Annotated in this window: 19 protein-coding genes; 12 read left to right on the forward strand and 7 right to left on the reverse strand. The window is 65.8% G+C overall.

The window, feature by feature from the left end:
- The first annotated feature begins 139 nt into the window (after window positions 1–139).
- The 5 genes from JVX91_RS21140 (at window position 140) to JVX91_RS21160 (ending at window position 8,048) form a co-directional block, all read left to right on the forward strand.
- Complete coding sequence (locus JVX91_RS21140) at window positions 140–1,054, forward strand: LysR family transcriptional regulator (protein ID WP_017517481.1); 915 nt, start codon at window positions 140–142, stop codon at window positions 1,052–1,054.
- Window positions 1,055–1,605: 551 nt separating this feature from the next.
- Window positions 1,606–2,841 carry a multidrug efflux RND transporter periplasmic adaptor subunit MexE gene (gene mexE / locus JVX91_RS21145; RefSeq protein WP_205336101.1) on the forward strand — a complete coding sequence of 412 codons (1,236 nt, stop codon included), beginning with the start codon at window positions 1,606–1,608 and terminating at the stop codon, window positions 2,839–2,841.
- A gap of 125 nt (window positions 2,842–2,966) precedes the next feature.
- Complete coding sequence (locus tag JVX91_RS21150; RefSeq protein ID WP_205336102.1) at window positions 2,967–6,170, forward strand: efflux RND transporter permease subunit; 3,204 nt, start codon at window positions 2,967–2,969, stop codon at window positions 6,168–6,170.
- A gap of 5 nt (window positions 6,171–6,175) precedes the next feature.
- A complete protein-coding gene (locus JVX91_RS21155) occupies window positions 6,176–7,603 on the forward strand; it encodes a TolC family protein (protein WP_205336103.1) in 1,428 nt (475 codons plus the stop codon).
- Window positions 7,604–7,847: 244 nt separating this feature from the next.
- On the forward strand, window positions 7,848–8,048 hold the full coding sequence (locus JVX91_RS21160; RefSeq protein WP_205336104.1) for a hypothetical protein: 201 nt from the start codon (window positions 7,848–7,850) through the stop codon (window positions 8,046–8,048).
- Window positions 8,049–8,330: 282 nt separating this feature from the next.
- On the opposite strand, the gene JVX91_RS21165 is transcribed toward JVX91_RS21160, so the two are convergent.
- Genes JVX91_RS21165 through JVX91_RS21175 form a run of 3 tightly spaced genes read right to left on the reverse strand, consistent with a single transcriptional unit; the run spans window position 8,331 to window position 10,643 of the window.
- Window positions 8,331–9,527: a CynX/NimT family MFS transporter gene (locus tag JVX91_RS21165; protein ID WP_240201785.1), complete on the reverse strand. Its 1,197-nt coding sequence runs from the start codon at window positions 9,525–9,527 to the stop codon at window positions 8,331–8,333.
- A gap of 8 nt (window positions 9,528–9,535) precedes the next feature.
- On the reverse strand, window positions 9,536–9,991 hold the full coding sequence (locus tag JVX91_RS21170; RefSeq protein ID WP_205336106.1) for a nucleoside deaminase: 456 nt from the start codon (window positions 9,989–9,991) through the stop codon (window positions 9,536–9,538).
- A gap of 16 nt (window positions 9,992–10,007) precedes the next feature.
- The gene (locus tag JVX91_RS21175; RefSeq protein WP_205336107.1) at window positions 10,008–10,643 is read right to left on the reverse strand and encodes an ankyrin repeat domain-containing protein; all 636 of its coding nucleotides are present in this window, start codon (window positions 10,641–10,643) and stop codon (window positions 10,008–10,010) included.
- Window positions 10,644–10,767: 124 nt separating this feature from the next.
- Between JVX91_RS21175 and JVX91_RS21180 the strand changes: the two genes are divergently transcribed.
- Window positions 10,768–11,631, forward strand: coding sequence for a LysR substrate-binding domain-containing protein (locus JVX91_RS21180; protein WP_205336108.1), 864 nt, complete (start codon window positions 10,768–10,770; stop codon window positions 11,629–11,631).
- Here the strand turns inward: JVX91_RS21180 and JVX91_RS21185 are convergent.
- Complete coding sequence (locus tag JVX91_RS21185; RefSeq protein ID WP_205336109.1) at window positions 11,618–13,681, reverse strand: EAL domain-containing protein; 2,064 nt, start codon at window positions 13,679–13,681, stop codon at window positions 11,618–11,620. The two genes, JVX91_RS21180 and JVX91_RS21185, sit on opposite strands and share 14 nt — an antisense overlap.
- 95 nt (window positions 13,682–13,776) lie before the next feature.
- Window positions 13,777–14,850, reverse strand: a complete 1,074-nt coding sequence (locus tag JVX91_RS21190) for a metallophosphoesterase (protein WP_240201636.1) — start codon at window positions 14,848–14,850, stop codon at window positions 13,777–13,779.
- A 118-nt stretch (window positions 14,851–14,968) separates the two neighbouring features.
- On the opposite strand from JVX91_RS21190, the gene JVX91_RS21195 reads away from it, so the two are divergent.
- Window positions 14,969–16,405, forward strand: coding sequence for a phospholipid carrier-dependent glycosyltransferase (locus JVX91_RS21195; protein ID WP_205336110.1), 1,437 nt, complete (start codon window positions 14,969–14,971; stop codon window positions 16,403–16,405).
- 86 nt (window positions 16,406–16,491) lie between these two features.
- Complete coding sequence (locus JVX91_RS21200; RefSeq protein ID WP_205336111.1) at window positions 16,492–17,580, forward strand: FUSC family protein; 1,089 nt, start codon at window positions 16,492–16,494, stop codon at window positions 17,578–17,580.
- 19 nt (window positions 17,581–17,599) lie between these two features.
- Here the strand turns inward: JVX91_RS21200 and JVX91_RS21205 are convergent, their stop codons facing one another.
- Complete coding sequence (locus tag JVX91_RS21205) at window positions 17,600–18,361, reverse strand: 3-oxoacyl-ACP reductase family protein (protein WP_205336112.1); 762 nt, start codon at window positions 18,359–18,361, stop codon at window positions 17,600–17,602.
- A 120-nt stretch (window positions 18,362–18,481) separates the two neighbouring features.
- On the opposite strand from JVX91_RS21205, the gene JVX91_RS21210 reads away from it, so the two are divergent.
- The 3 genes from JVX91_RS21210 (at window position 18,482) to JVX91_RS21220 (ending at window position 20,225) form a co-directional block, all read left to right on the forward strand.
- On the forward strand, window positions 18,482–19,405 hold the full coding sequence (locus tag JVX91_RS21210; RefSeq protein WP_205336113.1) for a LysR family transcriptional regulator: 924 nt from the start codon (window positions 18,482–18,484) through the stop codon (window positions 19,403–19,405).
- Window positions 19,406–19,534: 129 nt separating this feature from the next.
- The gene (locus tag JVX91_RS21215; protein ID WP_205336114.1) at window positions 19,535–19,792 is read left to right on the forward strand and encodes a hypothetical protein; all 258 of its coding nucleotides are present in this window, start codon (window positions 19,535–19,537) and stop codon (window positions 19,790–19,792) included.
- 172 nt (window positions 19,793–19,964) lie between these two features.
- Window positions 19,965–20,225 (forward strand): hypothetical protein, encoded by a 261-nt coding sequence (locus JVX91_RS21220; RefSeq protein ID WP_205336115.1) that lies wholly within the window; start codon window positions 19,965–19,967, stop codon window positions 20,223–20,225.
- Between the two features lie 57 nt (window positions 20,226–20,282).
- Here the strand turns inward: JVX91_RS21220 and JVX91_RS21225 are convergent, their stop codons facing one another.
- Entirely contained in the window at window positions 20,283–20,621 is a 339-nt protein-coding gene (locus JVX91_RS21225; protein WP_205336116.1) for an I78 family peptidase inhibitor, read from the reverse strand.
- Window positions 20,622–20,839: 218 nt separating this feature from the next.
- Between JVX91_RS21225 and JVX91_RS21230 the strand changes: the two genes are divergently transcribed.
- The gene (locus tag JVX91_RS21230) at window positions 20,840–21,211 is read left to right on the forward strand and encodes a hypothetical protein (protein ID WP_205336117.1); all 372 of its coding nucleotides are present in this window, start codon (window positions 20,840–20,842) and stop codon (window positions 21,209–21,211) included.
- The last annotated feature ends 9 nt before the right edge of the window (window positions 21,212–21,220 follow it).

A 21,220-nucleotide genomic window follows, 5' to 3' on the forward strand; every position in this document is an offset into this window, starting at 1 on the left:
GTCCGCCCCTTACAGAGTCAGACCACACATCCGGGGCGTGATTCTCTTTAAAAAAGTAGAAATTGATCAAGGACTTATCTGACAGACTTGACTCAAGGCACGGTCGGCCTCACTTTTCCCCCATCGCCAGGGAGTCCCCATGAACCGCAACGACCTTCGCAAGGTTGATCTCAACCTGTTGATCGTTTTCGAAACGCTGATGCATGAACGCAGCGTGACCCGCGCCGCCGAGAAGCTGTTCCTTGGCCAGCCAGCGATCAGTGCGGCCCTGGCGCGTCTGCGCGGCCTGTTCGACGATCCGCTGTTCGTACGCACCGGGCGCAGCATGGAGCCTACCGCGCGGGCCCAGGAAATCTTCGGCCACCTCTCGCCGGCACTGGACTCCATCTCCACCGCCCTGAGCCGCGCCGCCGACTTCGACCCGGCCACCAGCAAGGCGGTGTTCCGCATCGGCCTGTCCGATGACGTGGAATTCGGCCTGCTGCCGCCGCTGCTGCGCCGCCTGCGCTCGGAAGCACCGGGCATCACCCTGGTAGTGCGCCGGGCCAACTATCTGCTGATGCCGCAATTGCTGTCGTCCGGGGAAATCTCCGTGGGCGTGAGCTACACCGACGAGCTGCCGGCCAACGCCAAGCGCAAGACCCTGCGCCGCAGTACCTGGAAGATCCTGCGGGCCGATTCGATTCCCGGCGCGCTGACCCTCGATGATTACTGCGCGCGCCCGCACGCGCTGGTGTCCTATGCGGGCGACCTGGACGGTTTCGTCGACCAGACCCTCGCCGAGATGGACCGCAAGCGCCAGGTGGTGCTGGCCGTGCCGCAGTTCGTTGGCCTGGCCCAGTTGCTGGCCGGTACCGACATCATCGCTACCGTGCCCGAGTACGTGGCCCTGGCGCTGACCGCCGCCGGCGGCCTGCGCGCCGAGGAGCCGCCCTTCCCCACGCGCCTGGCCGAGCTGTCGATGGTCTGGCGCGGCGCCCAGGACCAGGACCCGGCCGAGCGCTGGCTGCGTTCGCGGATCACCATGTTCGTGGGTGATCCGGACAGTCTCTGACGCAACCCCCTCCCATTCCCCACCTGTAGGGCGCATAACCGGGAACGGGTTATCCGCCATGGCGGATAACGCCGAGGGCGTTATGCGCCCTACGCACTGCCGGGCAAGCCCTACGTCGATATCTCCCCGCGACCATGCATCGGCGCCGGGGCGACTCCCCCTCCCCAGCCCTGGCTGCGCGCCCCGCTCCGAAGGGAGAGGGAGCCGTCTATGCCGACTGACGCCGCAGTTTCATCCTGTGCCGAACGGTCCCCTCTCCCGCTTGCGGGAGAGGGTTAGGGAGAGGGGTTCTTCTCGGGCCGCGCGCAGGCATGGCCCCAGGCGCCCCGCCCGTCCAACAGGGGGAACCTGCACTGTTCGGGCAATCCCCGCGCCCCTCCTTCCATCTATTCCTGCGCGCTCTTGTATCTATTCATACGCATAGTGCAAAGGCTTTTATCACTCCACGTGATAATCAAAATTCTCTCGTTCGATTAGTTCCAGAGCCCCCGCGCACGCAGACTCCGCTCCATTAGAAATCCATAAACCAATTAGAACGCCGGAGTCTTTCCATGGAGCGAAATCTGAACACCTTGCGTATTCCGTTGGCGTTAGCCGCCGTGCTGGTCCTCAGCGCCTGCGGCAAGGGCCAGGACGCAGCACAGAACATGGCCGCGCCCAAGGTCAGCGTCGCGGATGTCATCGAACAGCCGATCAATGAATGGGACGAATTCACCGGCCGCCTGGAGGCTCCGGAATCCGTCGAACTGCGTCCGCGCGTCTCCGGCTACATCGACCGCGTCGCCTTCCGCGAAGGCGCCCTGGTGAAGAAAGGCGACCTGCTGTTCCAGATCGACCCGCGGCCGTTCCAGGCCGAGGTCCACCGCCTGGAAGCCCAGCTGCAACAGGCTCGCGCCAACCAGACCCGTACCGTCAACGAAGCCTCCCGCGGCGACCGCCTGCGCGCCACCAACGCCATTTCCGCGGAACTCGCCGACGCCCGCACCGCCGCCGCCACCGAGGCGAAAGCCGTGGTCGCCGCGACCCAGGCGGAACTGGACAACGCCCGCCTGAACCTGTCGTTCACCCAGATCACCGCCCCCATCGACGGCCGCGTTTCCCGCGCCGAAGTGACCGCCGGCAACCTGGTGAACAGCGGCCAGAGCGTGCTCACCACCCTGGTCTCCACCGACAAGGTCTACGCCTACTTCGACGCCGACGAGCGCGTCTACCTCAAGTACGTCGACCTCGCCCGCAAGGGCGGCCCGGATGCCCGTGGCACCAGCCCGGTGTACCTGGGACTGACCGGCGAGGACGGCTTCCCCCACCAGGGCCGCCTGGACTTCCTCGACAACCAGGTCAACCCGAAGACCGGCACCATCCGCGGTCGCGCGGTGTTCGACAACGACGCCAACCAGTTCACCCCCGGCCTGTACGCCCGCATCAAGCTGGTCGGCAGCGGCACCTACCCCGCCGCGCTGATCAAGGATGAAGCGGTCGGCACCGACCTCGGCAAGAAGTTCGTGCTGGTGGTCGACAAGGACAGCAAGGCGCAGTACCGCGGCATCGAGCTGGGCCCGAAACTGGAAGGCCTGCGCATCGTCCGCACCGGCCTGGTGAAGGGCGACCGCATCGTGGTCAACGGCCTGCAGCGGGTTCGCCCGGGCGCCCAGGTCGATGCCCAGGGTGTCGAGATGGCCAGCCAGTCGACCCTCGCCAAACTCGACAGCCAGCGCCGCGCACTGGAAAGCATCGAGGCACCGAAGGTCGCCGAGAAATCGGCCAAGCCGGGCGAACCGCGCGGCTGACCGCTCTCTGATTTGATCGCCCCCCTGTCTTAAACGATTGATGTACCAGGCCCTGTCCCACCAGGGCCTTGGGTGACCTTTGTCCCGGGTTTGGCGAACCGCAGCGTTCGCGACAGGAACCAGCCATGAACTTTTCGCAATTCTTCATCCAGCGGCCGATCTTCGCCGCCGTGCTTTCGCTGATCATCCTGATCGGCGGGGCCATCTCGCTGTTCCAGCTACCGATCAGCGAATACCCCGAGGTCGTTCCGCCCACCGTGGTCGTGCGCGCCAACTTCCCCGGCGCCAACCCCAAGGTGATCGGCGAGACCGTCGCCGCGCCGCTGGAACAAGCCATCACCGGCGTCGAGAACATGCTCTACATGTCCTCGCAGTCCACCGCCGACGGCAAGATGACCCTGACCATCACCTTCGCCCTGGGCACCGACCTGGACAACGCGCAGGTGCAGGTGCAGAACCGTGTGACCCGCACGCAGCCCAAGCTGCCCGAGGAAGTCACCCGCATCGGCATCACCGTCGACAAGGCCTCGCCCGACCTGACCATGGTCGTGCACCTGACCTCGCCGGATAACCGCTACGACATGCTCTACCTGTCCAACTACGCCATCCTCAACATCAAGGACGAGCTGGCGCGCCTGGACGGTGTGGGCGACGTGCAGCTGTTCGGCATGGGCGACTACTCGCTGCGCGTGTGGCTCGACCCGAATAAGGTCGCCTCGCGCAACCTGACCGCCACCGACGTGGTCGCCGCGATCCGCGAGCAGAACCGCCAGGTTGCCGCCGGGGCGCTGGGCGCCCCGCCCGCGCCGAGCGACACCAGCTTCCAGCTGTCGATCAACACCCAGGGCCGTCTGGTCACCGAGGAAGAGTTCGAGAACATCATCATCCGCAGCGGCCCGGACGGCGAGATCACCCGCCTGAAGGACATCGCCCGCGTCGAACTCGGCTCCAGCCAGTACGCCCTGCGTTCGCTGCTGGACAACCAGCCGGCGGTCGCCATCCCGATCTTCCAGCGTCCCGGCTCCAACGCCATCGCCATCTCCAACCTGGTACGCGAGAAGATGGCCGAGCTGAAGAAGGATTTCCCGCAGGGCGTGGATTACTCCATCGTCTATGACCCGACCATCTTCGTTCGCGGCTCCATCGAAGCGGTGGTGCACACCCTGTTCGAAGCGCTGATCCTGGTGGTGCTGGTAGTCGTGCTGTTCCTGCAGACCTGGCGCGCCTCGATCATCCCGCTGGCCGCCGTGCCGGTATCGCTGATCGGCACCTTCGCGGTGATGCACTTCTTCGGTTTCTCGCTCAACGCGCTATCGCTGTTCGGCTTGGTACTAGCCATCGGCATCGTGGTGGACGACGCCATCGTGGTGGTGGAGAACGTCGAGCGGAACATCGGGCTGGGGCTCACTCCCGTAGAGGCGACCAAGCGCGCCATGAAGGAAGTGACCGGACCGATCATCGCCACCGCGCTGGTGCTGTGCGCCGTGTTCATCCCGACCGCGTTCATCTCCGGCCTCACCGGGCAGTTCTACCGGCAGTTCGCCTTGACCATCGCGATTTCCACGGTGATCTCCGCGTTCAACTCGCTGACCCTGTCGCCGGCGCTATCCGCCGTGCTGCTCAAGGGGCACCACGAGCCGAAGGACCGCTTCTCGGTGCTGCTCGACAAGCTGCTGGGCGGCTGGCTGTTCCGTCCGTTCAACCGCTTCTTCGACCGCGCCAGCCATGGCTACGTCGGCACCGTCACCCGCGTACTGCGCGGCAGCTCCATCGCGCTGCTGCTGTATGCGGGCCTGATCGGCCTGACCTACCTGGGCTTCTCCAGCACCCCGACCGGCTTCGTGCCGCAACAGGACAAGCAGTACCTGGTGGCCTTCGCGCAACTGCCCGACGCCGCCACGCTGGACCGCACCGAAGCGGTGATCAAGCGCATGTCGGAAATTGCCGGCAAGCACCCGGGCATCGAGCACACCGTGTCGTTCCCCGGCCTGTCGATCAACGGCTTCACCAACAGCCCCAACAGCGGCATCGTCTTCACCCCGCTGAAGGATTTCAGCGAGCGTAAGGGCCCGGGCATGTCGGCCAACGAGATCGCCGCCGAGCTGAACAAGCAGTTCGCGGATATCCAGGACGCCTACATCGCGATCTTCCCGCCGCCGCCGGTACAGGGGCTGGGCACCATCGGTGGCTTCCGCCTGCAGATCGAGGACCGTGGCAACGCCGGTTACGAGGAGCTCTACGCACAGACCCAGAACATCCTCAATAAGGCCCGCGCGCTGCCGGAGCTGAACCCCATGTCGGTGTTCACCAGCTACCAGGTGAACGTGCCGCAGGTAGACGCTGCCATCGACCGCGAGAAGGCCAAGACCCACGGCGTGGCGATCAGCGACATCTTCGACACCCTGCAGGTCTACCTGGGCTCGCTGTACGCGAACGACTTCAACCGCTTCGGCCGCACCTACCAGGTGAACGTCCAGGGCGAGCAGCAGTTCCGTCTCGAACCCGAGCAGATCGGCCAGCTGAAGGTGCGCAACAACCAGGGTGAGATGGTCCCGCTGGCCACCTTCATCAAGATCAGCGATACCTCCGGTCCCGACCGCGTGATGCACTACAACGGCTTCATCACCGCCGAGATCAACGGCGCCGCCGCACCGGGCTACAGCTCCGGCCAGGCCGAGGCCGCCATCGAGCGCCTGCTCAAGCAGGAGCTGCCCAATGGCATGACCTACGAATGGACCGAGCTGACCTACCAGCAGATCCTCGCCGGCAACTCCGCGATCTACGTGTTCCCGCTCTGCGTGCTGCTCGCCTTCCTGGTGCTGGCCGCGCTGTACGAGAGCTGGGGCCTGCCGCTGGCGGTGATCCTGATCGTGCCGATGACCCTGCTGTCGGCCATCGCAGGCGTGATCCTGTCCGGTGGCGACAACAACATCTTCACCCAGATCGGCCTGATCGTACTGGTGGGCCTGGCGTGCAAGAACGCGATCCTGATCGTCGAGTTCGCCAAGGACAAACAGGACGAAGGCATGGACCGCCTGAGCGCGGTACTGGAAGCCTGCCGCCTGCGTCTGCGGCCGATCCTGATGACCTCCATCGCCTTCATCATGGGCGTGGTGCCCCTGGTGCTGTCGTCCGGCGCCGGCGCCGAAATGCGCCATGCCATGGGTGTCGCGGTGTTCTCCGGGATGCTCGGCGTGACCTTCTTCGGCCTGCTGCTGACCCCGGTCTTCTATGTGCTGATCCGCCGCTTCATGGAAGCCCGTGAAGCGAAGAAGCAGGCGCGTGCTGCCCTGAGCCACACGAACCATAACGAGGCCCATCAGGCATGAGCGTCATGACCATCAATGCTGTGAGCAAGAGTGCCGTGAAACTGTTCGTCCCCTCCCTGCTCGCGCTGGCCCTCAGCGCGTGCATGGTCGGCCCCGACTACCAGAAGCCGGACACCGCGCCGGCCCAGCTGGACAGCAATGCCCAGGCGAAGAACTACGACCGCGGCCGTTACGAAGACGCCTGGTGGAAGCAGTTCGACGATCCGGTGCTGACCCAGTTGGTCGACCAGTCCCTCAAGGAAAACCGCGAGCTGCGCGTGGCCTATGCCCGCGTGTTGGCTTCGCGGGCGATTCGCGACGACGTGGCGAATGACCGTTTCCCCACGGTCACCAGCCGCGCCGAAGGCCAGGTCGGCAAGGGCCAGGTGCCCGGCCAGACCGAGGACCGGGTCAACCAGGAGCGCTACGACCTGGGCCTGGACATGATCTGGGAAGTCGACCTGTTCGGCCGTGTGCGCCGCCAATTGGAATCCAGCGACGCGCTGAGCGAAGCGACCGTGGCCGACCTGCAGCAGCTGCAGGTCAGCCTGATCGCCGAACTGGCCGATGCCTACGGGCAGCTACGCGGAGCGCAACTGCGCGAAAGCATCGCCAAGAGCAACCTGGAGAACCAGCGCGAATCCCGCGACCTGACCATCCAGCTGCGCGACGCCGGTGTCGGCAACGAACTGGACGTACAGCGCGCCGAAGCGCGCCTGGCCGCCACCGAAGCCAGCGTGCCGCAATTGCAGGCTGAGGAAGTGCGCCAGCGCAACCGCATCGCCACCCTCCTCGGCCAGCGCCCGGATGCGCTCTCCGTGGACCTGTCGCCGAAGAAACTCCCCGCCATCGCCAAGGCCCTGCCCATCGGCGATCCGGGTGAGCTGCTGCGTCGCCGTCCGGACGTGGCTTCCGCCGAACGCCGCCTGGCTGCCGCCACCGCGGATGTGGGCGTGGCCACCGCCGATCTGTTCCCGAAAGTCAGCCTCGGCGGCTTCCTCGGCTACACCGCCGGCCGTGGTTCGCAGATCGGCTCGTCCGCCGCCAGCGCCTGGGGCGTAGCCCCGAGCATCACCTGGGCGGCCTTCGACCTGGGCAGCGTGCGGGCCCGCCTGCGCGCCTCCAAGGCCGACGCCGATGGCGCCCTGGCGACCTACGAGCAGCAGGTCCTGCTGGCCCTGGAAGAGTCGTCCAACGCCTTCAGCGACTACGGCAAGCGCCAGCAGCGCCTGGTGTCGCTGGTGCGCCAGTCCGAAGCCAGCCGCAATGCCGCACAGCAGGCCGGCCTGCAATACCGCGAAGGCACCGTGGACTTCCTCAACCTGCTGGACGCCGAGCGCGAACAGTTGGCCGCCGAGGACGCCCAGGCCCTGGCGGAAGTCGACGTGTACCGCGGCATCGTGGCGATCTACAAGGCCCTTGGCGGCGGCTGGCAGCCGACGCCGGCGGCCTGATCGATCCTCCCCCGGTCGAGAATTTCTCGACCTTCTAGCCCTACGGTTTCAAGCTCCGGACCGTAGGGCTTTTTTATGTCCCTAACCTGCCCTGAACAGCAGAAGACAACGCCAGATGCGAGTTCGACCTTGGGCCGGACGCCCCATGTCGCTATGATCCGGTCCAGCTTGCCAGGGATCAAAAAAGTTTGGCCCTGCCCTGGCCTAAGATTTATCTATCGGATACTTCAGACAAGGACTCGCCATGGACGCCACCGCCCATTTCATTCCCCTGGACCCAACGTCCCTCTTCATCACCCTCGGGATTCTCGTTTTCGGCATGTTCATGCTGGGGATCGGCTTCACCATCCGCGAGCGCGGTATAGGCGTCGTGCTGATGTGGATCGGGGTGCTGAGCATGCTGTCGATCATCACCTACCGCATCTATATCGCGACGTCGGTCTAGCTCTCTCCCCTGCCTGAAAACGATCGCGGACGGAGTCCGTTCCCACCGATGTTTCAGACCGGCGTGGGAGCAACTGTCTTCTTCGGTCACTCTGTGCCACTGAATTCCCCTCACCCCAGCCCTCTCCCGAAGGGAGAGGGAGCAGTCCGTGCCGGGCTGACATCAGAGATTCATCCTGCACCGAACGGTCCCCTCTCCCCCTGGGAGAGGGTTAGGGTGAGGGCTGACCGGAGCACGGACCGGATTTCGTCCGCGATAGGTGTCTGCAAACACCGGTTTCCGCTAGCGCGCCATCGCCCGCGCGTACCCCTTCGGCGCGAAGCGCAGCGTCACTCCCAGCATCAACACCACCGATACCGCCAGCAGAATCCACGACGCCTGGAAGCTGCCAGTGCTATCGCGCAGCCAACCGGTGACGTAAGGCACGATGCCGGTGACGATGAAGCCGATGCCCTGCACGAAGGCCGCCAGGCGCCCGGCGGCACCGGCGTCGGCGAGGTGGTCGAGGGTCAGCGTCAGGCTCAGGGCGAAGCAGGCGCCCAGGCCGTAGCCGATCAGCGCCACCCAGATGCCCGGCAGGTGCAGCGGCGCCGAGATCAGCCCGACGAAGCCGGCAAGCTGGATCAACAAGCACAGGCATAGCCAGCCACGGCGATCCAGCGAACGGCGGATCAGCAGTGGAATGCTCAGCGCGGCGATCACCTGGAAGATGGTCATCAGGCCGATCAACTGGCCGCTGGCCTGGGCGGTCCAGCCCAGTTGGCGGTAATACACCGGCAGCCAGGCGACCATGCTGGTGTAACCGCCATTGATAAGACCGAAGTACAGCGCCAGCAGCCAGGCCCGGCGGCTGCCGAAGTAGTGCTGGGCCTTTTGCTGCTTCGGTGCCGTTACCGGCGTCTCGCGCGGGCGGGCCAGGGCCCACAGCAGCAGGCCGACGATGGCCAGCAGCAGCCAGGCACCCAGGCCGTCCTGCCAGCGATGGAAGTGCTCCGACACCACCGGCGCCAGCACCGCCGCGCTGCCACCCCCGGCCATCAGCGACGCCGAGTACAGGCCCATGGCGGACGGCACCTTGTGCGGGAACCAGCGTTTGATCACCCCCGGCACGAATGCCTGGATCACCGCCACGCCGATGCCGGCCAGGACCGCGCTGGCGATCAGGGCGAAACCGCTGTCCAGCAGCAACCGCCAGAAACACGCGGTGCCAATGGCCAGCAGGCCGAACACCATGCCCCGGCTCTCGCCCAGGCGCGGGCCGACCCAGGGCAACGCCAGGGCGAACAGGCCCATGCACAGCACGGGCAGCACCGTCAGCATCGACAGGCCTTGGAATCCAAGGCCGGTGGCGTCGCGGATGTCGGCCAGCAGCGGGCCGATGGAGGTGAGAATGGGCCGCAGGTTGATGCCCAATGCGACGATCACCAGCAAGCCGATCCAGCCGGCGTGGCTACTGCTCTGCTCTGCCGGCATGGTCATGCCACGGCTCACGAGCGGTGCTCCTGCCAATGGTTGTACAGCCCGTCCTCACCACTGGGGCGCAGCGCACGCAGCGGCAACGCCTGCCACTGCGGCGGCTGGGTCATCTGCTGGTAGACGGCGGCGGTGGACAGCCCGAACGGCTCGCCGTCGTCATTGGAATAGGCGAAATACGCGCCCTCCACGCCGCACAGGTGCATGGCCGCCAGGCACATCGGGCACGGATGGCCGCTGGCGTAGATCACGCAGCCGTCCAGGCGCGACAGGCCCAGCACCGCCGAGGCGCGGCGGATCGCCAGCAGCTCGGCGTGGGCGGTGGGATCGAAATCCACGTGGATGGAGTTGGCGGCACGGGCGATCACCCGGCCATCCTTGACCAGCACGGCGCCGAATGGGCGGCCGCCGGCCTCGATATTGTCGCGGGCCAGTTGCAGGGCCTCGCGCATGAAGACTTCGTGTGACATGGCAGTTTCCAGTAGATCAATGCGCGCCGGCGGCTTCCAGCATCCTGGCAATGGTGGTCTGGTTGCGCTGGCGGGCGTGTTGCAGCGGCGTGATGCCGTCGTTGTCGGCCAGGTTCAGGTTCGCCCCGGCTTCTATGAGTTGTTTCACGATGGCCTGGTGACGCGGGCCGCCGTCGCTGAGCAGGATGGCTTCGAGCAGCCCGGTCCAGCCCAGCTTGTTGACATGATCGGGATCGACCCCGGCGTCGAGCAGCGTCTGTACCACCTCCACATGGCCGCGCTCGCAGGCCGGGATCAGCGCCGTGCCGCCATAGCGGTTGGTGCTGCGCAGGTCGGCGCCGTGGGCCAGGGTCAGCTGGAGGATGTCCAGGCGTCCGGACGCCCCCGCCAGCAGGTAGGCGCTGTCGTGGATGCGGTTCTGCCGGTTGACGTTGGCACCGGCGGCAACCAGTTGGCGCGCCACGGCAACGCGGTTGTGGGCAGTGGCCAGCAGCAGCGGCGTATTCCCCTGCCCATCGATCACGTCCACGGGCACGCCGCGCTTGAGCAGCGATGCGACCTCGGCTTCGCGGCCTTCGCTGGCGGCAACCAACAGTGCGTCTGCGGCGGCACGGCTGTGCACGTCCTCGGTCTGGATAGTCGACATGTCCATTGGCGCTCCCCCGTGATGGCTGTCGTGCCTCAACTCAGGCTCAATCAAATGAGCAGCAGCAGTATGACGAAGGGATGTTCTATGCTGAAATTAAATAGAAACATGACTTTCAGTGGAAACCTGAATGCTTGATCCCAACCTGCTGCGCAGCTTCGTAATGGTGGTGGACGCGGGCAACTTCACCCGCGCCGCCGAATTGCTGCACCTCACCCAGTCCACCGTCAGCCAGCAGATCCTCCGTCTGGAGCAGAGCCTGGACTGCCGCCTGCTGGATCGCAGCCAGCGCCAGGTGCTGCCCACCGAACAGGGCGAACAACTGCTGGGCTACGCACGGCGCATCCTCGAACTGGGTTCGGAGGCGCGCGAGGCGCTGAGCAGCGAGCACAGCGAGGGGGTGCTGCGCCTGGGCATGCCGGAAGACTTCGCTGGCGAACGGATGATGCCCCTGCTGGCGGCCTTCAGCGCCGAGCGCCCAAGGCTGCGCCTGGAAGTCTCCAGCGGGCTCAGCCAGGAGCTGCTGCGCCAGTACCGCAGCGGCGAGCTGGACCTGGCGCTGGTCAAGCAATGGGGCGCCGACAGCGATTGCCTGGCGCACTGGCCGGAACCTCTGGCCTGGCTGGACAGCGCGCTGAGCCCGGCGGCCGCTCGAGACCCGCTGCCACTGGTGGTGTTCCCGTTGGGAGCGCTGTATCGCCAGGAGATGATCCACGCCCTGGAAGCCAGCGGCCGGCGCTGGCGCATCAGCTACAGCAGCGCCAGCCTGGCCAGTCTGTCGGCGGCCGTGGCGGCGGGCATGGGCGTCAGCCTGCTGCCGCTACGCGGTTGCCATGCAGGCCATCGCGTGTTGACGGCGGATCAGGGGTTCTCGCCCATCGAAGGGCTGGAGCTCGCGCTCTATGCCCGTCCCGAACTGGGCAGCGCCGGGCGCAGCCTGTGCGAGCAGCTGCGCGCGCTCTGCGCCCAGCTGGCCGACGTCACGCAGGAGTAGAAAGGCGCTCGAGAAACTGTTCCGCCGGCGCCGGCTTGCCAAGCAGGAAGCCCTGCAGCGAGTCGCAGCCCAGGCGGGTCAGGAAGTTCTGCTGGCCGGCTGTTTCGACGCCCTCGGCGACGATGCGCAGATCGAGTGCCTGGCCTAGGGCGACGATGGCGGAAACGATAGCGGCGTCGTCGCTGTCCTGCTCCAGGTCACGGACGAAACCGCGGTCGATCTTCAGTTCATTGGCCGGCAGGCGCTTGAGGTACAGCAGGCTGGAATAGCCCGTGCCGAAGTCGTCGATGGACAAATCCACGCCCATGTCCGACAGCTTGCCGAGGATTTCCAGGCTGGAGTCGGCGTCGCGCATGGCGGTGGTCTCGGTGATCTCCAGGGTCAGGCAGCGTGCCGGCAACTGGTGGCGCTCCAGCGTCTCGGCCACCAAGCCCACCAGGCCGGCATGGCAGAACTGCAACGCCGACAGGTTCACCGCTACCCGCCAGCTCTCATGCCCCTGCAGGTACCACAGGCGCATCTGCCGGCAGGCTTCATCCAGCACCCAGTCGCCGATGGGGATGATCAGCCCGGTGCGCTCGGCCAAGGCGATGAAGGTGTCCGGCATCAGCAGGCCGCGCTGCGGATGCTGCCAACGCAACAGCGCTTCGGCGCCGATGGCCTCGCCGCTGGCGGCGAACTTGGGCTGGTAGTGCAGCACGAATTCGCGCCGATCCAGCGCCGCGCGCAGGTCGTGCAGCAGTTGCAGGTGGTTGCGCGCATTGGTGTTCATCGACTGCTCGAAGAAGCTGTAGCCGTTCTTGCCGTTGCCCTTGGCGTGGTACATGGCCGCATCGGCGTTGCGCAGCAATTCCTGCTGGGTGGCGCCGTCGCCCGGATAAAGGACGATGCCTATGCTGGCGGCGATCCGCAGTTCCTGTCCGGCCACCTGGAACGGCTGGGCCAGCAGGTTGATCTGCTGGCTGGCGACAGTGACCGCGTCTTCCGCGGCGGCCAGCTCGACCAGCACGACGAACTCATCGCCGCCAATGCGCGCCACGGTGTCTTCGCTACGCAGGTTGTCGCACAGGCGGCGGGCGACTTCCTTGAGCAGCAGGTCGCCGACATGGTGGCCGAAGGCATCGTTGACCGGTTTGAAGCCATCCAGGTCAAGGAACATCAACGCGAAATGCCCGCCGTTGCGCTGCACCTTGCCGATCTGCTGCTCGATACGATCTTCCAGCAGGATGCGGTTGGGCAGGCGCGTGAGGTTGTCGTGCAGGGCGAGCTGGGTCAGTTCCTGGTTGGCCTGGGCCAGCGACGAGGTGAGCTGCGCCGTGCGCGACTCCAGGCGTGCATCGAGTACCGAAGTGAGCAATGCGATGCCGATGATCGCCAGGGTGACGATGATGATCAGCAGCGCCAGCCAGTCGCTGTTCAGCCCACTGGGGGAAGCACCACAGAAGCTGCCATCGGGGAAGCGCGCGGCGGCCATGCCCGTGTAGTGCATGCCGACGATGGCGACCCCCATCACCAGTGCCGCACCGGCGCGAGCCAGGCGTACGTATGGGGCGTTCTGCCGCAGCTGGAAGGCGATCCACAGTGCGGCGCCGGAAGCCGCCACGGCAATCAGCAGGGAGAGCCCGAACAGTGTCGGGTCGTAGTCGATGCCCGGCTGCATGAGCATCGCGTACATGCCCAGGTAGTGCATGCAGCTGATCCCGGCGCCCATGGCCAGCGCACCGCAGACCAGTTGCCAGAGGGGCAAGCGGTCCTGGCTGACCAACGCCAGGGCGAAACCCGAGCTGAGCACGGCGATGGCCAGCGACAGCAGCGTCAGGGTGAGGTCATAGCCCAGCGGAATCGGCAGGCTGAAGGCAAGCATGCCAATGAAGTGCATCGACCACACGCCGATGCCCATCGCCACCCCGCCACCCGCGATCCACAGCAGCACCGGCCAGCCACGGGTGGTAGCGATGCGTCCGGCGAGGTCCAGCGCCGTATAGGACGCCAACATGGCAACGCAGAGCGAAATCAGCACCAGGGCGGGATCGTAACTACCTACAAGCATCGGAACTCTCTAAGGCTGCGCCGCACGCGGGCTGTGGGCACACAGCGGCGGAGCACGCAAAATTCCGGATTCTAGCGAAAACCCCGGCGGCGCAACTACCGGCCAGTGGCGATGTTCGTCGCTGCCTGCAGCATCCCATCCCGTTGCAGACAGGCCTGGGCCGTTCCCGAGCAACTGCGCGCCCAGGAAAATCGCTGCTCCACCGCGCCCTTGTCGTCGTAGTAGGCCACTTGCAGCCCGCCGGACGTAAAGGCCAGCCGGGCGAATCCGTGCTGCTCCGCGGCGAACAGCGTCCCCTGCTCCGCCACCCCGGCGTTGAGCTCGTCGAGCGTCTGGCCACCGCCGCCGGAAACCAGCCAGGCCGGCTCGCCGGGGCGGACGATCACTTCCTGGTTGTGCTCATGGCCCGACAGGTAGATATCCACGCCACTGCGCTGCATGGCCGGCAGCAGTTGCGCCAGCCGTTTCAGGTCATCGCCGTGCCTGCCGCCGCCGCTACGAATCGCATGATGCGCCACTACCATCCGCCATACCGGCGCGGGGCCTGGTCGGGCGAAGGCCGCCTGCAGGAAATCCGCCTGGCGCAAGCGGCCGGCGGAGTCCTCGGAAGAGTCGAGGAAGACCGCGCGCAACAACGGACGCCCGCCGACGTCACCGAAATCGCGCACATAGTAGGGCGCCGGCATCTGCCAGCGACCCGAACCCGCGCCCCGTCGGCCATAGTCCAGTTCGACGGCGGCGGAATCCGGGTAGTCATGATTGCCGAGTACCGCATAGAACGGCACATGCCCCAACCAGCGCCCGTGATAGACGCGCTCGAACTTGAGCTGCCAGGCCGGATCCCTGATGCCCTGCAGCGCCTTGCCGTAGAAGTTGTCGCCGAGCAGCAGCACCATGTTCAGGCCACCCTCGTTCTCCGCCACCTGCTCCATGGCCTGGGAAACCCGCCATTGCCGCAGGTCCCCGCTGCCCTGGTCGCCCAGCGCCATCAGCGTGACCTGAGAGGTCGGCTGGTCAGGCAGCGGCGTGTATTGCGACGGCGGCACCAGCACCATGAAGCCCACCAGGCAGGCGACCACCGCGATCAGGAGAGCGAGGATCAGGAGCAGGGTACGCAGCCGATGCTTTCGCGGCGATGAAGCGGTGGGTCGATGCTGGCTGATGGACATGACGACGCTCCTGGGGGACCGGCTGAAGTCGCAGGAGTGAAGCACCCCGAACGTTAATTTCGCGTTAACGCAATGTCGTCTATACATGCAGGCAAAGCAGGACGACACCGGACCCACCATGCGCTTGCAACGTCACTTCGTCGTGCTGCTCTTGCTCGGCAGCCTGTTGTTCTTCGGCGCACTGGGTAACCACCAGTTGCAGGGCTCCACCGAGCCCCGGGTGGCGGGCATCGCCATGGAGATGCACCTCGACCATGATTGGGTGACCCCGCGCCTGAACGGCATGGCGTTTCTGGAAAAACCACCGCTGAGCCTGTGGTTGGACGTCGCCGCCATCCGCCTCTTCGGACCGACCACGCTGGCTGTACGCCTGGCCTCGGCGCTCGCCGGCCTGTGCTGCGTCCTCCTGCTGTACATGACGTTGCGGCGCATTGGCCGGCCGGCTGCGCTGGCGCTGTTGGCCGCGTTCATGCTGCTGACCCTGGCGAGCTTCTGGAGCAACGCCCGGCAGGTGGGCGAAGACGCCCTGCTGTCCTTCGGCGTGACGCTGGCACTGCTGTCCTTTCTGCGAGCCTGGCTGGCTCCGCCGGGCGCGCTGTCGCACTGGTTGGCATTCGCTGCCGGCATCGCAATCGCCACCCTGAGCAAGGGCGTGCTCGGCCTGGCATTGCCGGGAGTGGTGATCTTCGCCTGCCTGCTGTGGGACAGCGTGGCGCAACGCCGCCTACAACTCTCCACCTGGTTCCGCCCCCTGCTCTGGACCCTGCCGGGCCTGGTTCCACTGCTTGTCTGGCTGCTGTTCCTGTACCGCGACGGCGGCACGGCCGCGTTGCAGGAAATCCTCTGGGCCAACAGCGTCGGGCGCTTCAACGGGTCATTCAGCGAGGCAGGGCACTTCGAGCCCTTCTACTACTATCTGGTCCGCCTGCCACAAGCCTTCCTGCCCTGGAACCTGCTGCTCTACCTGGGCCTCTGGCGGTTCCGCAAACGCCTGGCGCAGGACCGCTACCTGCTGTTCTTCTACCTCTGGCTTCTGGCGCAGTTCGCCCTGCTCACCCTGGCCTCCAGCAAGCGCATGGTCTATCTGATGTCCCTCGCGCCGGCGGCGGCGGTGATCGCCGCCGAGTATGCGAACGAGCTGTGGCGTAGCTGGCAGGCGCGTCACGCTGGCAGCGAACGATGGGCATGGCGCGCGGTGCTGTGCGTTGCGCTGCTGTTGCCCTGCAGCTATCTGGGCTACGCACTGTGGATCGAGCCGCGCGCCGACCGGCAGGAATCCTTCCTGCCGCTGACCGATCAGATTCGCCAGCATCAGCAGGCCGGGCGGCAGGTGGCGCTGTTCCAGCCCAGCGAGCGCCTGGCCGGCGCTTCGGTGTTCTATAGTCGCAGCCGTCTTCCGGCCCTGCAGACCCGTGAACAGTTGACGGCCTTCCTGAAAGGACCGGGAGAGCCGGTCGCCGTACTGGAAAGCGAAACAGTGCCGCAACCTCCGCTAAACGTCCTACAGCAATTTCGGATCGGTCAGCGCGATTACTTCTTCATCGGTCCCCAGTGAGATGGAAATCGAACCACCGTCGCACCGGCAGGCCCCGACAGGCTAACCTTGCAGCATCGCCACCGCCTGCACAGGAGCCGCGTCCCTTGGCGAAGCAACCGTCGATCTTCACCCTGCCCTTCCGCCGCCTGGCCAATCCCTACACACGCTATCGCTACGCCGCCTGGATTCACTGTGTCCGCGTCGGCCTCGCCCTGCTCGTCTCGATGCTGCTGACCAGCGCGCTGAAGCTGCCCCACGGCCTCTGGGCCTCGGTGACGGTGCTGGTGGTGATGGGCGGGCTGGTGCACCAGGGCACCATTCGCGGTAAATCCTACGAGCGGGTGATGGGTACGCTGGCCGGCGCGGCGCTGGGGCTGTGCGTGATCGCGGTGTACGACCGCACGCGCTCGCTGACCCTCGCCTACCTGCTGATGTCGATACTGGGCGCCGCGTCGGCCTTCTATGCGATCCGCCGTCCGGGCTACGTGGCACTCCTGGCGGGGATCACCATGTGCATCGTCGCCGGCCCCGGCGAGACCGGCTTCACCGAAGGTTTGTGGCGTTCGGCCAACGTACTGATCGGCGTTGCCGTGGCGCTGCTGTTCTCGCAGATCTACCCGCTGCGCGCGGTCTATGTCTGGCGCTACCTGCTCTCGGACAACCTGCGGGCGTGCGCGCGCATGTATGGGCAGTTGTCGTCGAACCATGATTTCGGCGCCGATCACTTCGCCCGCCAACTGGAAGAGCTGGATCACCGCCTGGTGGCGTCCCGCGCCCATCTCGGCCCGGTATCGAAGGAGACGGCGCTGCCGCTCCGCGACCTGGAGATCATCCAGCGCATCCACCGCGCGATCATGGGCACCCTGGAATCGCTGATCGCCTCGCGCCAGTTCGCCGCCCAGGCGGGGGAAATCGAGCCGGTGCCGGCCAGCCTCGACGAGCACCGGCAGATGATCAGCCGGCTCCTGCTGCAATCGGCCCATGCCTTGAAGTTCAGCCGTACCAGCAAGCTGGTGCAGGCCTGCCAGGGCCTGGACAACCTGCCACCGCGCCCGCAGAACCTGACGGACTCGTTCGAGAAGCAGGGCTTCTACTGGCTGACCCTGCGTCTCTATGAACAGGTGGAGATGCTTTCGGAAAAGCTCGCCAGCACCTCCGGGCACTGGAACATCCAGAGCCGCGACCGGACCTGAATCCGATCGCGGCCTGCCATCAGGCCCCGAAGCCGCCGTCGATGGTCAGGCTGGCGCCGGTGATATAGCTGGCTTCCGGGCCCGCCAGATAGGCGACGAAGGCGGCGATTTCCTCGGCACGGCCATAGCGACCTACCGCCATCAGCTCCATCAGGGATGCAGCGAAGTCGCTGTCAGCAGGGTTCATGTCGGTGTCCACCGGGCCGGGCTGCACGTTGTTCACGGTAATACCGCGCGGGCCGAGGTCACGGGCGAGGCCCTTGGTCAGGCCGACGATGGCCGACTTGCTCATGGCGTACACCGCGCCGCCACCAAAGGGCATGCGGTCGGCGTTGGTGCTGCCGATGGTGATGATGCGCCCACCCTGCCCCATGTGCCGCGCGGCGGCCTGGCTGGCGACGAAGACGCTGCGCACGTTGACGGCCAGGGTACGGTCGAGGTCTTCCAGGCTGAATTCCTCCACCGGGGCGATGGCCAGCACACCGGCGTTGTTCACCAGGATGTCGATCCCACCCAGGCGCTCGGCGGCGATATCGATGGCCTGCTGCACCGAGGCGGCGTCGCCGCTATCGGCCTTCAGCGCCAGGGCACGGCCGCCGGCGGCTTCGATGCTGGCGGCGAGGTCTTCGGCCTTCTGCGCCGAGCTGACGTAGGTGAAGGCTACAGCGGCGCCTTCGCGGGCCAGGCGCTGCACAATGGCGGCGCCGATACCGCGGGCACCGCCTTGTACGAAAGCGACTTTGCCGGCGAGAGGTTGGGTGGTGGCTTGCGTGGTGGTCATTTCATGTCTCCGGGAATTAGTGGGAAATCAGTTCGACGGGGCCAGTTTCCCCCTCCGACTCATTACTCGGTAGCCAGTAATCGCTATATTCAGTCGATACAGAATGTCCGGAATCCCGTCATGGAAAGCCTGATCAGTATCGAATGCTTCGTACGCAGCGCCGAGGCTGGCAGCTTTGCTGCCGCCGCACGGCGCCTGGCATTGACGCCTGCCGCCGTCAGCAAGAATGTCGCGCGCCTGGAAAACAACCTCGGTGTGCGGCTGTTCCAGCGTAGTACCCGCAGTCTCACCCTGACCGAATCCGGCGAGCGATTTCTCGATGAAGCCAGCGGCGGCCTGGCCAGCCTGCAGAGCGCCATCGCCAATCTGGCGAGCACCGATGGCCAGCCCAGCGGCGCGCTGAAGGTCAGCATGGGGCTGGTGTTCGGTCGCGATTACATACTCCCGCTGCTGGGCGATTTCCTTGGCCGCTACCCGGCGATCCGCCCGGACTGGCACTTCGACAACCGCCAGGTCGACCTCATCGCCGAGGGCTTCGACGCCGCCATCGGCGGCGGCTTCGAGCTGCCACCGGGCGTGGTGGCGCGCAAGCTGTGCCCGGCGCACCTGGTGTTGCTGGCGGCACCGAGCTACCTCGCCGGCCGCCCGCCGATCCGCTACCCCACCGATCTGCCCAGCCACGACGGCATCCGCATCCGCTCGCCGCAGACCGGCCGCGTGCGCCCCTGGCCGCTGACCAATCGCCAACAGACACAGGCCCCCATCGCGCTGAAGGAACGCATGACCTTCAGCGACCCGGAAGCGGCATGCGTGGCGGCGTTGATGGGCCTGGGCGTCACCCTGGTCAGCATGCAGCACGCCGTGCCCTACCTCGACGATGGGCGCCTGGTGCGCGTGTTGCCGGACTGGTACGTGGATGCGGGCGACACCGCTCTCTATTACGCCGCGCAGAAGCTGCTGCCGGGCAAGACGCGGGCATTCGTCGACTTCGTGATCGAGCACTTCCGCAACCACCAGCTGGACCGACGCTTCAGCGCCTGCTGACGAACGAGGCGGTAGATGGCCGGGTTCCTGATCGAGGTCAGAAATGAAATGAATTTGCGGGGGAAATCCTGGTCGTTACTTAGCAAGCTAACGTAATGTCGACCTGCTTCGAAATCGAGGAGAACCCCAATGAAAAAGTACGCCCTGCTGCTGGCCGTTGCGTTTTCCGTGCCGGCCTTCGCCGACAGTTCGCTGTGCGACGGCAACCTGCAGCAACTCAACGACTTCATGAAGACCGCCAGCCAGAACGCCACCGGCGTGAAGGTCAACGTGGTCCACGAGTACATCGCCAAGGCCGAGGCGGCCAGGAAAGCCGGCAATTATGAGGAGTGCGTCAACCAGACCACCCAGGCATTGCGGGTGATCCACAAGCCAGCCAATCGCTGATTGCGCCATCGAGCGAAAGAGCCCCGCCTGCGCGGGGCTTTTTCATGGGCCAGCCGGAGCCTGAACGAAGTCACAGGCTTTGCACGCGACCGACAGCACCCGCATTGCCTCGTTGAGATCGAGGCCGCGCTGCTCATAAGTTCACGACTCCACCCACATCGGAGTTCCAAGGATGAACAAGTACATCCTCCTGCTCGCCGCAGTAGTCGCCATTCCCGCCTTCGCCGACAGCAAGCTGTGCGATGCCAACCTCAACGAGCTGCGCGGCCAGCTGTCCGACGCCAGCAAGGACGCCACGGGCGACAAGGTCAACGAAATCCAGCGTTACCTCGACAAGGCCCAGAAGGCACGCGACGCGGGGAACTACGAAGAATGCGTCGAGCAGTCGAGCAAAGCCCTGGAAGAAAACGAAAAGCCATCCAAGGCGGACTGAGCCTGGAGCCAACGAAAAAAGCCCCGCGATTGCGGGGCTTTTTCATGGGCGCTGCGATCAGCCGCAGGAGACCTGGCGGATCACCTGGCTGTCGTCGACGTCGATGTTCAGGCGCTGCGAGTTGTACTCCATGGTCACCGGCTGGTGTGGGGTAAGCACCCGCGCCACGCTGGCGCCGGCGTCGCGGCGGGCCTCTTCGGTGAGGGTCGGATTGACGACCTTGCCGACGATGGACTGCACCGCCTTGGCGTTGCAGGTACCGGACAGCGCCGGCGGGTTGTTCGCAGCCGGCGGAGCGGCATCGGACGACGAATCCTTCGAACTGCAACCGGCCAGCGCGGCGACAGCGAGAATCGACAGCAAGGTGCGGTTCAAGGATCGGGGATTGAAGGGCATGGAAGTCTCCCTGGTTTACGAAAAGCGCGAAGGCGCCACCTTAACAGCCCGGAAGCCATTGCGGGGCGCGGATGTATTGCAACCTGATGCGTGCAATGTCCGTCGCAGAGCCGTACAGCGCCATTTACACAACCTTTACACCGGCAGCGTTACGATTCGCGAAAGGCGGATGTCTCATAGATACCGGGATCCTCTCCGGGTTCCTCAGGAGGTGCATCATGCTTCGCCGTATCCCCCAGTTCGCCCTGCTTTGCGGCTGCCTGGTCCTTGCCGGACAAGCGGCCGCCAATAGCAATACCGATGCTGCCGCGATCGGCGCAGTGGTTGGCGCCGTGGTCGGGGGTGCAGTGGTCGCCGGGTCGCAACCCGCGCCGGCCCCTTACTACGCTCCGCCGCCCCCGGTGGCCTATTACCCACCGGCACCGCCGGTCTACTACCAGCCGGTGCCGGTCTACCAGCCGGTGTATCAACCGGTGTATCAACCGGTGTACCGCCCGGTCGTGGTGGTGCCGGGACCGCGCTACTACGGTCCGCCGCGTTATTACGGCCCGGCGTATTACGGTCCGCCCGGCCATTACCGCCACTGGTAAGACAAGAGA

The organism is Pseudomonas sp. PDNC002 (genome assembly GCF_016919445.1).
In the GTDB taxonomy this organism is placed as follows: domain Bacteria; phylum Pseudomonadota; class Gammaproteobacteria; order Pseudomonadales; family Pseudomonadaceae; genus Pseudomonas.